12 protein-coding genes are annotated in these 14633 nt (G+C 27.8%); 11 read left to right on the top strand and 1 reads right to left on the bottom strand.

The genetic code is table 11. The annotated features are described in order from the left end of the window. Positions 1-17: 17 nt before the first annotated feature. The 11 genes from CSBG_RS15245 to CSBG_RS17840 all read left to right on the top strand — a co-directional run bounded on the left by CSBG_RS15245 (position 18) and on the right by CSBG_RS17840 (position 14294). Positions 18-767 carry an A24 family peptidase gene (locus CSBG_RS15245; protein WP_008680965.1) on the top strand — a complete coding sequence of 250 codons (750 nt, stop codon included), beginning with the start codon at positions 18-20 and terminating at the stop codon, positions 765-767. 137 nt (positions 768-904) lie between these two features. Next, the gene (locus CSBG_RS15240; RefSeq protein ID WP_008680962.1) at positions 905-2596 is read left to right on the top strand and encodes a GspE/PulE family protein; all 1692 of its coding nucleotides are present in this window, start codon (positions 905-907) and stop codon (positions 2594-2596) included. A 16-nt stretch (positions 2597-2612) separates the two neighbouring features. Further along, positions 2613-3815, top strand: a complete 1203-nt coding sequence (locus CSBG_RS15235) for a type II secretion system F family protein (protein ID WP_008680959.1) — start codon at positions 2613-2615, stop codon at positions 3813-3815. 218 nt (positions 3816-4033) lie between these two features. Further along, positions 4034-4447, top strand: a complete 414-nt coding sequence (locus CSBG_RS19020) for a prepilin-type N-terminal cleavage/methylation domain-containing protein (protein ID WP_008680956.1) — start codon at positions 4034-4036, stop codon at positions 4445-4447. A 206-nt stretch (positions 4448-4653) separates the two neighbouring features. Next, positions 4654-5850, top strand: coding sequence for a type IV pilus assembly protein PilM (pilM, locus tag CSBG_RS15225; RefSeq protein WP_008680954.1), 1197 nt, complete (start codon positions 4654-4656; stop codon positions 5848-5850). Positions 5851-5862: 12 nt separating this feature from the next. After that, positions 5863-6411, top strand: a complete 549-nt coding sequence (locus tag CSBG_RS15220; RefSeq protein ID WP_008680952.1) for a PilN domain-containing protein — start codon at positions 5863-5865, stop codon at positions 6409-6411. A 1-nt stretch (position 6412) separates the two neighbouring features. Beyond that, positions 6413-7690 carry a hypothetical protein gene (locus CSBG_RS15215; RefSeq protein WP_008680951.1) on the top strand — a complete coding sequence of 426 codons (1278 nt, stop codon included), beginning with the start codon at positions 6413-6415 and terminating at the stop codon, positions 7688-7690. An 8-nt stretch (positions 7691-7698) separates the two neighbouring features. Then, positions 7699-8619 (top strand): prepilin-type N-terminal cleavage/methylation domain-containing protein, encoded by a 921-nt coding sequence (locus CSBG_RS15210; protein WP_008680949.1) that lies wholly within the window; start codon positions 7699-7701, stop codon positions 8617-8619. Positions 8620-8640: 21 nt separating this feature from the next. Then, positions 8641-10728: a hypothetical protein gene (locus CSBG_RS15205; RefSeq protein ID WP_008680948.1), complete on the top strand. Its 2088-nt coding sequence runs from the start codon at positions 8641-8643 to the stop codon at positions 10726-10728. Positions 10729-10741: 13 nt separating this feature from the next. Continuing rightward, complete coding sequence (locus tag CSBG_RS15200; protein WP_008680947.1) at positions 10742-11338, top strand: prepilin-type N-terminal cleavage/methylation domain-containing protein; 597 nt, start codon at positions 10742-10744, stop codon at positions 11336-11338. A 16-nt stretch (positions 11339-11354) separates the two neighbouring features. Next, a complete protein-coding gene (locus CSBG_RS17840; RefSeq protein WP_008680946.1) occupies positions 11355-14294 on the top strand; it encodes a VWA domain-containing protein in 2940 nt (979 codons plus the stop codon). 80 nt (positions 14295-14374) lie between these two features. On the opposite strand, the gene CSBG_RS18140 is transcribed toward CSBG_RS17840, so the two are convergent. Then, the coding region (locus CSBG_RS18140) for an IS3 family transposase (protein ID WP_147568022.1) at positions 14375-14633 on the bottom strand (259 nt) is incomplete at its 5' end.

Raw genomic sequence — 14633 nt, 5'->3', positions numbered from 1 at the left:
ACTTTAAGGAGGTTATTATGGAAATTTTAATATTAATAATAGGTTTGTGTATAGGAAGCTTTTTAAATGTATGTATCTATAGGATACCTAGAGAAGAATCTATTGCTTTTCCACCATCGCATTGTACAAGTTGTGGATATGAGCTTAAAGCAGTAGATCTTATTCCTGTAATAAGTTATTTATTTTTAAAAAGAAAATGCAGAAAGTGTGGGGAAAAGATATCTATAAACTATCCGCTAGTTGAATTGTTGAATGGAGTATTGTATTTATTAATATTTTTAAGATTTGGATTAAGCTTAAGTTTTGTATTTTATAGTCTTTTAACGTCTTTATTAATTGTTATTTCTTATATAGATTTAGACTCTAAATATATATATTCATCTACTACTATTTTAGGAGTAGTGCTTGCTGCTATTTATATAGTTGTAGGATTATATACTAAAGATATAAGTATTAGTAATAATATTTTAGGAGGAGCTATTGGATATGGAATTATATATTTAATAGTGGTAATTACAAAAGGAATGGGACAAGGGGATGCAGAGGTTGCAGGAGTTTGCGGTTTATTTATAGGAATTAAGGGGATTTTAGTTTGCTTATTTATAGCTGTTGTTTTAGGAGGATTAGTAGCAGCAATAATATTGATATTTAAATTAAAGGAAAAGAAATCAGAAATTGCTTTTAGTCCATACATATCTATTGGTTCAATTGTGTATATTTTATTAGGAAAGGAAATATTGTCACTATATCTAAATTTTTTTATATAAAATGTGAGTTTAATTTAAATTTATATTATGATTGAAAAAGCGATATGGCTATATTAATATTAAAATAAGCAAACTAAATGGTCAAAAAAGGAAATTTTTTAACAATTAGAATTAAATTAAACATAGGAGGAGAGAGTATGGCTATAGTTCAAAAGAAAAGGCTTGGAGACATCTTGGTAATGGCAGAAAAAATAACTCCTTTTCAGCTTCAAAACGCATTAAAAACACAAAAGCTTTTAGGTAAAAAGTTAGGTGAAGTTCTAATTGAAAGTGGAATTGTTTCAGAAGAAGATATTATAGATGCTATAGAAACTCAAACTGGAATAAAGAAAATTGATTTGAATAATGTTAATTTTGATAAAAAGGCCATTAAGATAGTACCTCAAAATCTTTGCAATAAATATAACTTAATAGCATTTGGATTTGAAGAAGAAAAAATAATGGTTGCACTAGCAGATCCATTAAATATATTTGCAATAGATGATATTTCTATATCAACAGGTTTAAGCGTTAAGACATTTATTGCACCTAAAAAAGACATTCATAAATTTGTTCAAATAAATTATAGTACTGAAGAAGTTAACAAGGCGGCAGAAGAACTGTTAAAGGAAACTTTAGAGTCAAAAAGTATATCGTTAGATGTTGAAGAAATTGATGATGTAAAAAATGCTCCAGTTGTGAAAATGATAGAGCATTTATTTAGAAATTCAATTGAAATGAGGGCATCAGATATACATATAGAACCATATGAAAAGGAAATAAGAATAAGATATAGAATTGATGGTGAGCTTACAACTATAAATACTCTTGGAATAGAAAGCTTAGCACCATTAATAACTAGAATAAAAATACTTGCAAATTTAAATATAGCTGAAAAAAGGATACCTCAAGATGGAAGAATAATAACTAAGGTTGGAAAGACAGATGTAGATCTTAGAGTGTCCATTTTACCAACTGTAAATGGTGAAAAAGTAGTAATAAGAATTTTAAATAGGGATAATTATAGGTTAGGTAAAGAGAGGCTTGGTTTAAGTAAAGATAATCTTAAGAAACTAGATAATATAGTATCTAGCCCTCATGGAATAGTACTTGTTACTGGACCAACAGGAAGCGGAAAATCCACAACTCTTTATACAATTTTAAGTGGACTTAACTCTAACAATGTAAATATAGTTACAATAGAAGACCCTGTTGAATATACACTAAATGGTATTAATCAAGTTAATGTAAATACTAAGGCTGGATTAACATTTGCTAGTGGACTTAGAAGTATTTTAAGACAAGATCCAGATATAGTGATGATAGGGGAAATAAGAGATGAGGAAACAGCTCAAATAGCTATAAAAGCAGCTATTACAGGACATTTGGTTTTAAGCACACTTCATACTAATGATGCTCCATCATCAATGACTAGATTAGTTGATATGGGAGTTGAACCTTACTTAGTTGCAACTTCAATTTCTGGAATAATTGCTCAAAGATTAGTAAAAAAAATATGTAACAATTGTAAAGAAGAATATATAGCTTCAGACTATGAAAAACATGCATTTAATATAAGAAATAATGATACCCTAAAATTATATAGGGGTAAGGGATGTGGCCATTGTAATAATACTGGGTATAATGGTCGAATAGGTGTATATGAAATAATGGAAATAACAAGAGAACATAGGGATGCAATAAATAGAACTAGGGATGCAAATATCTTAAAGGATATATCCATAAAACATGGAATGACAACGCTTGCGGATGAATGTAAAAAGCTAGTTTTAGATGGAATAACTACTATAGAAGAACTTGCAACTATAACTTTATTAAGAGATATATAAGGGGTGATGAGGAGTTATGAAAAAATTTAAATATAGAGCTATGAAAAGTGATGGAACTAAGATAGAAGGAAAATTTGAAGGTAGTTCTAGAGATGATGTAATAAATATGATAACTTCAAGTGGATATTATCCCTTAATAATAGAAGAAATAATTGAAAGTAAACAAATTGAGTTTAAATTTTTTGAAAGAGTAACCACAAAGGATTTAGCAATTTTCTGTAGACAATTTTACACAATGCTAGATGCTGGGGTTACAATAACTACTTGTTTAAACATCTTGTCTAATGAAATTCCCAATAAAAAGTTAAGAGAACTTTTATCTATAATAGAAGATGATGTTAAAAAAGGAGAACTTTTATCAGAATCAATGGCAAAACATAAAAAGTATTTTCCACAACTTTTGATAAGTATGGTAGAGTCTGGCGAAGTTAGTGGAAATATTGATGAAATGATGCTTAGAATGTCTGTCCATTTTGAAAAGGAAAACAAGATTAATAATAAGGTTAAATCAGCCATGACATATCCAAGTATCTTAAGTATAGTTGCTGTAATAGCGGTTGTTTTTATAATGACATTTGTAATGCCAACATTTATAGAAATGTTTGAAGGCGAGGGTATAGATCTTCCTTTAATAACAAAAGTCATGCTTGGGACAAGTAAATTTTTAAGTAATAATTTAATTCTTATATTAATAGCTGTAGCAATCATAATTATATTATTTAATATTTATAAAAAAAGTACAAATGGAATAGTGAATATAAGTAAGTTAAAGTTAAAACTTCCCATAATAGGGGCTTTAAATAAAAAGATAATTGTTTCAAGGTTTACAAGAACATTATCTACTTTACTAGCATCTGGAGTGTCTTTAGTACATGCCTTGCCAACAGTTGCAGGAGTATTAGAAAACAAAGTAGCAGAAGATGCAATTTTAAAAATAAGAGAAAGAGTAGTAAGAGGAGATGGCTTAAGTGGACCAATAAGAGAAAATAATATTTTCCCTAAAATGTTATCTTCAATGATAAAAATAGGAGAAGAGTCAGGTTCACTAGATGATATCCTAAACAAAACAGCAGATTTTTATGATGATGAAGTTGAACAAGCTATCCAAACTGCAACCTCAATGATAGAACCATTATTGATAGTTATTATGGGAGTAGTTATTGGAGGAATAGTAATTTCAATAATGCTACCTATGTTTGATATGTACACTCAGATGTAATAAATTGCGAAGCGATTTATTAGTGAAAAGTTAATAGTTAAAAGTGAAAAAGTTGAGGAGATAATTCACCTACGGTGAATTATAAAAAATTAAAAATCCCTAAGGATTTTTTACCTTCACTCTTTCCCTTTTTCACTCTTCACTATTTTGCTTGCAAAATACAAATCAGATTTAAATTGAAAGATTTAATATAAATTAAAAATCAAGGAGGAATTTAAATGGTTAACAATTTAAAAAACAAGAAAAAAAAGAAAGGCTTTACACTTATTGAACTTATTATTGTTATAGCAATTATAGCTATACTAGCAGCAATAGCTATTCCTAAATTTGGTGAAGTTAGAAAAGATGCTGCATTTAAATCTGATATAGCAAATGCTAAAACTATAGCAAATGCTGCAACAACACTTTTAGCAGATGGAAAGTTAACTGCTACATCATATGATATAGATGATAATACTGCTACTGGAAGTACAAATGAAATAGAGGCATATCTTCAAAATTCACCAAAACCAAAGGTGAATGGATATACTAAATATGTTGTTACTGTAAGTGGTGAAACAGTAAAGGTAACTATGACTAATGGTACAAATACAGTTGATTTATTCCCAGTTGCTGCTACAACAGCTCCATAATAAGATTATACTTAATATAATAAAATAGGCAAAATGCAGACAAAATCTGCATTTTGCCCATACAAAAGATTTTTAGCTCATCTAAAAATCAACCTTAATTGTTTCATTTTTTCATTTCAATTTTGCGAAGCAAAGGGAATCTTCATTCTTTCATTATAATTATTCATTGTTCATTATAAATTATCAATTGTTTGTGAGGTGATTTAATGCCAAGTAAAAAGTCCAATTTATCCAAGTTAAAAGAAATAAGTAGTATGGACGTAAAAGACATAGGAAAGTTTTTTAAAAAGGAAAACTCTGAGAATTTGAATTCTTCTTATGAAGGAAATAAAACTGAAAAGAAAAGTAAGTCTAAAGAAAGATCAAAGGCTGTTTTATCGGTAGATTTAGGAACTAATTCTATAAAGTTAGTGGAAGGTAAGTTTCAAAAGAATAGGCTTAGTTTAAATAAAGTGATACAAATACCAACACCAGAAGGATGTATTACAGATGGAAAAGTAATGAATCTTCAAGGTGTTATAGATGTTTTAGATTTTATAATAAAGGAAAACGGCATAAAGGCTAAGGATGTAATTTTCACAACTAATTCATCGTCAATAATAAACAGAGATATATTAATTCCTTTAGTTCAAGAAGAGGAAATTGAAACTGTAATTAGATATGAAATACAACAATATTTACCTATAAATTTAGATGATTATATAATTCAATTTATAGTTTTAGATGAAATTGTTGATGATGTAGGAGCAAAGCTAAAAATAAATGTAACATCATTTCCAGAGAGAATGGCTTTTGCATATTACAGTGTAGTAAATTCATTAGAGTTAAATCCATATGCATTGGATGTTACTTATAATTCAGTAAATAAGATAGCTAATTATGCTGAGTATGCATCAAATAATGGACAAGTTATGGGAGGTACTGTTGCTTTTGTTGATATGGGAGCAACCTCTATTAATGTGGCAATATTTAAAAATGGTAAATTAGATTTTACAAGAATGATAAAGTCTGGTGGGGATAATATAGATTATGCCTTAAGCCAAAGCTTGAATATGTCAATAAAATCAACAGAATCTATAAAGATAAATGAAGGAAATCTTTTGAATGATGATGATAAGGATATTTCAAATGTAACTATAAAAAAAGCTGTTGATGAAATATTAGAGGAGCTAGAAAGAATACTTCAATTTTATAGTAACAAATCTAACACAAGCATAGATAAAATTTATATTTATGGAGGTTTATCAAATTTAAACAATATCAATTTATATATGAAAAATAAGCTAGCCATTGAAGTGGTTAAAGTAGATAAAATAGGAAATATAGATATAACATCCAAAGATTTAATAAACGAAAATTTTGGGCAGTACTTAAATGCCATAGGCGCAATTATAAGATTTTAAGGAGGACATTATATGATAAGAGATATGAACTTTTTTTCACCTTACCAAGGTCAGAAGAAAGAACAAAAAAATAAGAATATTTATGTTTACTCCTTAGCAGGTTTCTTATCTGTAGTTATAGTTGGAAGCTTAGCTTGGAATAGTACAAATATAATTTTATTAAATAGAAAGATAAAAAATTATAATGAAAAGTTAGAGCAAGAAGATATAAAAGAAAAAATAGCTAAATGGGATGATATAAGCAGAAAAGATGACATCTTAGACAGATATAATAATGAACTTAGTAAAATAGTAGGTTCATTAAAAACTAGAGAGATTGTAACAACAGAATTATTAGATAAATTGAGTTCAACATTACCAACAGAGGTTACATTTAATAGTATAAACATAACTAATACAGAAATTTCTATTCAAGCTGTTTCAACAAGTAGAGTTGCAGTAGGTGAAATAGAGCATAACTTAAAGAGGCTAGATAATATACAAGATGTGTATATTGGTGGAATATCAGGGGATGAAATTTATACCTTTGATATAAAATGTGTATTAAAGGATGTTGAGTAAAATGAATATAAGTAAGAGAGAAAAGTATTTAATAGGAATTTTATTAACTGTATTAATATGTTTTGTTTATTATCAATTTATCTATACTAAGCAAGTTGGAAAGCTAGCTACTAAAAGAGCTGAAAAAAATCAAGTTGAGCAAAGATATAATGATGTCATGGATAATATATCAAAACTTGATTCTAAGGAAGAGAATCTAAAAATATTAAAATTAACAGTTCTTGATAAATCTAAAAGCTTATACCCAACAATAATGCAAGAAAAAATAATAATTGAATTAGATAAATTATTGAATGATAGTGGTCTTAAGGGAAATATTGCTTTTAGTCCTGTGGAGGTAGCCTCTGTAGAAAAGATGGTATCACCAGAAATTCAAAAGGCAGAAAGTTCATTAAAAGCCATAGTAGATGAATACTCAGGAGATGCAACAAAAGATGAAACTAGTAATATAGAATCTAATAATGAAAATAATACATCTACTGAAAGTAATGGGGGACAAGCATCTCAAGATTCTCAAGAAGTAGCATCTGAACAAAATGGTGTAACATCAGAACAACTTAAAGTTGCAATAAATTTTTCAGGAAGCTATGAATCTTTAAAAAAGTTCATTTCCTCAGTACAAAACTATGAGAGAAAAATAGTAATTACTAATATAACAATATCATCAAAATCACAAGAAGAGCTAACTGGAGTTATGAATTTAGAATTCCATGCAGTGCCTAAATTATCAGATGAAGACATGGAATATTTAATCTGGACATTAAATAATGTATATGGAAAAGATATATTATTTAGTAGCGGAGCAGCAAGTGGAGCTTATGCATCTACCATAGAAGAACAAAACAATAAAAAAGATATTAATGATTTTGTAATGATGTTAAGATCATCTTTATCTGAATTACCTACAGTAACTATTGGCAGAGCTAAGGATGAATCAAGGGAAAGTTATATTTATTCAGATAATGATAAGGTTGAGGAAGTAGAAATGTCTTTTGATGAAGCAAATGGGAAAACTTATTATAAATACAAAACAGCTGGTTCGTATTATCCTAAAGATAATTCATCAGAGGGGAAGGAGTTTACCTCAAAATCTGAAGATATAGTACTTGAAATAATGAGTGAAAAAAGGGGAGAAAGTTCAGATAATTCAGGAATAAAGTTAAAAGTAGTTAATAATACATCTAAAAAGGTTGAAATCATAGTTAAAGATGATGATACTTCAAATCCTAGAGTTTCAGTAACAAGTGAAGGTAATACTGTAAATGTTACTAAGAAGTAGGTGTTAATATGAAAAATAATAAAGTAAAAGCAAAGAAAGGGATGACATTAATTGAGGTAATAATTAGTGTTGCCCTTTTATCAATATTAATAGTACCTTTATCAGGTTTAGTAATGTCTAGCTTAAAAAATAATATAAGTGCAGAGTACAGACAAAAAGCAAGTTATATTGGACAAAAGGTTTTAGAAGAGCTAAAGGCTTACGATAAAATAACTTTAAAGAATGATGCTGGAAAAAAATATTTTGAACTTTTAGATGGGGATGAAATAATTCAGGATTTAAAAGAGGATTCAACTGGAAATACCTTTAAAGGAAATTTTGAAAGAACTATATATGGTGGTTCTTCAGAGTCAGTAGGAAAAAATGAAGGTATTCATACTATTGAAGTTGAGTTAAAAAAGGATATAAATTTTATATATGACAATGTAAATAATTTAGCTAAAAATAATAATTCAGCTTTTATACTTAATTTTCTTAGAGATAGTAGTAACAATAATATAATTAAAATAAAAGATAACCCTGATAATAGTTATGCTATTTCAAATGAATTAATAATGGAATTAGATAAGAACTCAAATAACCTAATTGTATATAAAAAAAATGAATCTACACCTTTAGTAACTGTTAATAAAACGAATGTAGATAATAATACTATTGTTTTATATATTAAGGAAGGTTTTTCTCAAAATATAAACATAGAATTCAAAAATAACACAGAAGAAACAGTAGAAATTCATTTAATAAGTGGTGATAATAATTATTCTAAGTTTAAGATATACTCAAGCATTGGAGATGTTATTTTATATGAAGAAAAGCAAATAGAAGAAAATCCAGTAGCAGATATGTATAACTATAAAGTTAAAGTCAAAGATAGGGAAAATAATATTTTATTTGAAGGATCTTCAAGTAAAAATGTGAATATAGAATAGTTTTATGGAGGTGAATTATAGGTGAAGATTAGAAAAAAAAAGAAAGGATCTACCTTTGTAACAGTAGTTGTAGTAATGGCAATTATCTTTACAACTGGGACAACAATATTAGCAGTTACAGCAAATGATTATAAGATGAGAATAAATCAAAGTAAAAAGCTTCAAAACCTTTATGAAGCAGATTCAGGATTAGATGTTGTTGAAAATATAATAATAAAAACCTCACAAGAAGCTATAAAATATGCAGATAAAGAAGTTAAAAAGAAATTTACTGAACTAGATGATAAAGATAGAAGTAAAGATAAAATAAATGAAATATTTAAAGATAAGTTTTATGAGTTCTTAACGGTAAGAAATAAAGAAATTCTAAATGAAAAGGAAGTAGAGATTTTAGAATACTTAATTTTAGAAAAGAAATATATAAAATCAATACTCGAAAGTGGAAAGTTGGAATATGATTCAGCTATAAGTAATATAGAAAATAGATTTATAATTGAAATACCAGAAGGCGGGTATGTTAAAAATATAAATAATGGGAAAGTAAGTAATATAACTATAGAAGTTAAATCAAACTTTGAAAGTACTGAAGGGCAATTAAAAAATAAAAAAACAGTTTCTACTAAGTATTCCATAACAGCTCCAGACTATAATTCGGAAATAACTTCAATAAATATTTATCCAGTTTTTGATGGAAAAGCAATAACAGCAGATGGAAATATGAATATTGAAAGTTTAGGAAATAAAAGTATTGTAAATATAAGTGGGGATATATGGGTACAAGGAAATAATAATTTAGGAAATAGTCCAGAATATACTTTTGATAAATATATAGGTGGGATAAAACTAGATAATACAAGTTTTGATATTAATGGAAATATATATACCGCAAACACATTTCATTTAAATAACTTAGTAAATGAATCATCAGTAAATGGGGACATATATGCAAAAAATATTTATATAGGAAAATCCATAAATTCAAATGTTTCTAAATTAAATAATATATCTTTTGAGAAAAATGTTGTTGTAAATAATGATTTAGCTTTAAATGCTACAAATAGTAGTATAGTAATTAAAAATAACTTTTATGGAATTAATGAAAAGACAACAGAGGTTTCAACAGCTAATAAAGCTTTAAGTTCAAGTAGTATTATTGTAAATGACACAAGTAATACTTCTACAATAACAGTAAATAAGGATTCTTATATTATGGGAGTTGCTTATTTAAATGCAACAGATGAAAGCGGAAATAAATATCAAACAGGAGAATCAGTAGCAGTAAAGGGAAATTACTTAGCTTATACTGATGTTGATGACGTTTTAAATGGAGCAACAAATGTTACTTTAAAATATTATTCACCACTACAATTATTAGAAAGCAAAAATGGACAATCTAATGCAATTATGAAGGCAGATTATTTCGCAGAATATTATTCTAAAAATAATAATTCTTATAATTTTAATGATGGTGGAGTAAGCCTTAAGAAAAGTGTTAAATCCGTTGGAGCAAGTGTTAAAGATAATCAAGGGAACATTCAAAAATCTAATATAAATGATAGTGACATAAGTATAGTAAATGAGCAAAGAAATGAATTTGCCAGAAATGTATTTGCTATGGGGGATACTACGGGTCTTGGGTATGATTTATATGATGGACAAGAAGTTAAACGTCAAGTTAGTAACCAAGTCAATTTTAATGAAATTAGAAGAGTACAAGGAAGGTCATTTGATACAACTGAGGGAATGGTTATTTTAAAAGGAAATGAAAATGAGAATATTGAAATAGAAAATGGAAAAATTAAAGGAACAGATATAGAGTTGAGTAAAGGTCTAATTATAGCTAATGGGGATATAACTATAGACGGTAACTTTAATTTTACAGGAAATATAATAACTACAGGAAATATAATTCTGAAAGGTGAAGGAGAAAAAAATATAACTTATGATCCACAAGTTGTAAGAAGTATTTTAGCTTTAAATTATGATTTATTAAAAGATATATTTGTTAAATCACAAGGTGATAGAGAAGAAGTAAAAGTTACTTCAGCTTCAGAGCTTTATAGTGTTGATAAATTCCTTACAAAATCATTATGGAGAATTGTTAAATAGAAGAGGTAGAATTATGAGAAAAAAGGCAAAAGGTTTTACTGTATTGGAGCTTATAATTACATTAAGCTTAACAGTTGTAGTGCTTGGAGTAGTGTACACCTTTTTCTTTAGTAATAGCAAAACATTAGCAAAAACAGAAATCAATTCTGATTTGCAATTAGAATCAGAAGAAATTCAAAAAGAATTATTACTATATGGAACACAAGCAAAAGGAATAAGTAAACTTAATAATGTTACTATTAAAGATACTAATAAATACAATTATGAAGGTTCAATAGATGATAATGGAAAGCTAGAAGTAGAAGAATTAAGATTTAAAATCGGGGAAGAGTATTTTACATTTATATATGATAAGAGAAATAATAAATTAACTTTAAAGAAAGTTAATAAAGATGGGGATGAAGTTACAGACTCTAAATTAAATCTTCCTAAAATATTATCACCTAATGTTACAGAATTTAAAGTTAGACCTTTAGATTATAGAATGAATCCAAAAGGGAATTTTAAAGAAACTACAGGCTTGGAAATCTCGCTAGTTTTAAATAAGAAAAAAGGATACTCAGATGTGACTATACCATTAAGTGTCATAGTTAAGTTTAGGAATAAATAATATGGGGAGGGATAAAATGGTTAGTAAAAGACAGTTTAAGATAATAAGTATTATAACAAGTTTATTTGTTATATCAACTTTAATATCCCTTAAGAGTTTGAATGTAAAAGCAACAGGAGAAATTCCAGATAAGCCGGATTTTGATTTGGAAATTTCAGCATCACCGAATCCTGCTATGGTTGGTGAAGATATAACAGTTGGTGGAAAAATAATACCAAAGCCTTTTGAAACAGCAATACCAGCTAAGGAAATAGTATTAGTTTTAGATATATCTGGAAGTATGGATGAAGAAATAGAAAATCCATGTACTAATAAAAGGGTAAGATATTGTACAAGGCATAGTAGTAGTGATCCAAATCATGAAGAATGGTTTTTATCTTGGCATAGATGGATAAATGATTATTGTGTTGAACATAATACAAGTGGGGAGCATAATATTACTGCAAATAATAAAAAGATAGACGAATTAAAAAGAGCAGCTAATGGTTTTATAGAGAGAATGAAAGATGTTCCTAATCTTAAAATAGGTATAGTAGCGTATTCTAGTATAGCCACAATTAATCCAAATAGCAAAAGTGGAACTAAGAAAGTTAAAAGTTTAGATTCTAATAGTAGCCATGATGTTACAAATTATAATTCACTTGGAGCAAATTTCTTGCAAAGTAATGATTCAAGATTGACGTCAGTAATTAATAACTTAGAAGCCTTAGGTGGAACTAATATTGGTGAAGGTATGAGAAAAGCAGTGTATATGCTTGATAGTGGAGACAAATCTGCAAGTAAAACTATAGTTCTTATGACAGATGGATTACCTACATTTTATTCAGTAACAGGTTCTAATAAAAACAACTATATGACAATAGATAATACTGAGCCCAAAATTGCTGGAATAGGAACAGGTTTAGATACAAAATCTATAAATTATTCAAGAGCTGTAGGCGAAATTATAAAGTCAAGGGGATATAATTCATTTTCAATAGGATACGGTTTAGATACTGATGGAAATGACACCTTATTATCAATACATGAAGCAATGACTGGAGTTAGTATTAAAGGAAAACCAGATTTATATGAAAGTAGCGGATTTTTCCCAACCAGTACTAATGCTATACAAGCTGTATTTAATAGAATAGCAACTCAAATTTTGGATAGTTATCCTATAAATAATATAAATATGAATATAAGTTTTACAGAAGGTTTTACATTAAATGTAGGAGGAAGCACTGTAAAGTTAAGTAATGTGAATTATAAAAAGGCATCAGAAGGAAATGGTAAAGTAAGATATGAAGCTGATCCAGTATCATTTCAATTTGTAGTAAAAGGAAATAGGCCAGGAGATCAACAAATATATAATAAAATGAGTATTAATTTCCCTTGGAAAGAGAGCACTATAACGATAAATCCTAAGAATACTATTCCTATAACAATTAAATCAAATGAATTACCATCTATAAGTGCAAAGCTTATAAGTGAAAGGAATATTAATGTAAATAAAGGAGAAGCATTTAATGTTAGATATCAAATTGAAGCAGCAGATTTTGTATTTAATGATAGTACAAATGCAGTTCCTAATGATATTGTTATAGTTCTAGATGTTTCACAGGAAATGAAGGATTCATTAACAATAGTAAAAAACTCTTTATTTAATAAACTTTTAAATAAGGATGCTTTAAAAATTAGTAAATCTCAATATGGATTAATAACATTTAGTAATCAAGTTAAACAAGAAATTCCTTTAACAGACAATATTACAAATTTAAATGATAATTATATAAAAAGTTTAGCTACCGATAGTTTAACTCCTAATATTTCTAAAACATTTGATTCTATTACAAAGGTTTTAAATTCAGGAAGAGCTGATGCAAAGAAAAATGTAATATTTATATCTACTGGTCAAGCATCTTATACTGATAGTGAGTTGAGTAAGTTAAGGGATAAGGGATATAATATTGTAAGTTTATCTATGAATAATAAAACAACTGAGGATAGTTTATATAAATTTCATAACTTATTAGCAGGCAATGCAGATGGATATTTTAATGTAGTGAATAATGATTATAATAGTATTGAAAATAGCTTAATGAGCCTAGTTGCAGAGAGAATAGTTTCAACTACTAATTACAGACCATATAAATTTAATCCTATACTAAAAATTAACTTGGGAAATAATTTTACTTCTGTTAGTGGAATAGAAAGTGTAAGTAATGGTATTGCAATCATAAAATTACCGGAAGTTATTTATAATTATGTTTCAAATGGTATATATTCAGCAAATAGTATTACTCCAATAGAGTTTTCTGTATCACCTAATTTAGATAAAGTTGGAGAATTGAACTTTGGTGAAGCTGATAAAAATGTAATTACTTATAATAAGCTAAAAGGAGGAATTGTAGAATCTTTAATTTCTACTCCTATAGTTACTGTAAAGGAAGAAGCTAAAAATGTTACTCATGGATTATACAATGGAATTATAAGTAATGGAGCTACAGACAAAAAGGAAGTAAGTATCCAAGAGAATAATAACGGTACAAGCTTTGAAATGGCTCAGGGTTCAACAGTAACCTTTGGTTCTAAATGTACAGTAGGTGGAAGTAGCATTGATTTTACATTAAATATAGATAATAAGTTTAATAGCGTAAATACAACTGATATTAAGATATATAAGGTTTCAAAGGATTCTTCAGGAAATAGTATATTAACAGAAATAACAAATGGAAATAGAGCTATAGAGAATCAGGGAGATAATAAATTTAAGGTATCTGTTAATAATATTAAGGAAAGCAGCCAGGCATCAGATTCGGAGATATTAGTTATATATCAAGCAAGAGTTAAGGATGGGTTTTCAGAGGCGAAATCATTAACAAATGAAATTAAGTTTAGTAATTTATCAAAGAGTGTTAATATAATAACTCCACAGGCATCTGATAAAAGCCCGAGCTTGCCGGATTTATTTTAAAAATACACAAAAAGCATATATTTTAAAGGGGGTCGCGTTTTAAACTGATACCTATGTCAAGGACATTATAAAAAAAAGGGTTATGCATAAAGAAGATGATTTCTGTATTGAACAGGGGTCATCTTTTTTTGATCCCATTTATACCTGTAGTTATTATAATAAATTATATATTTATTAATTTTACTTTTAAGTTCTTCATATGAATTACACTTCTTAGATTTAACAGAGTCTTTCAAATGACCAAAGAAAGATTCCTGTGGGGCGTTGTCCCAACAGTTTCCACGGCGAGACATAGATTGACCCAAGTCATTTTCCCTCAGTAAGGCTTGAAATATAGGA

It is taken from the genome of Clostridium sp. 7_2_43FAA (assembly GCF_000158375.2).
Taxonomy (GTDB): Bacteria; Bacillota; Clostridia; order Clostridiales; family Clostridiaceae; genus Clostridium; species Clostridium tertium.
Note: the sequence above shows the minus strand (reverse complement) of the source record. Positions and strands in the feature narration are given on the sequence as shown.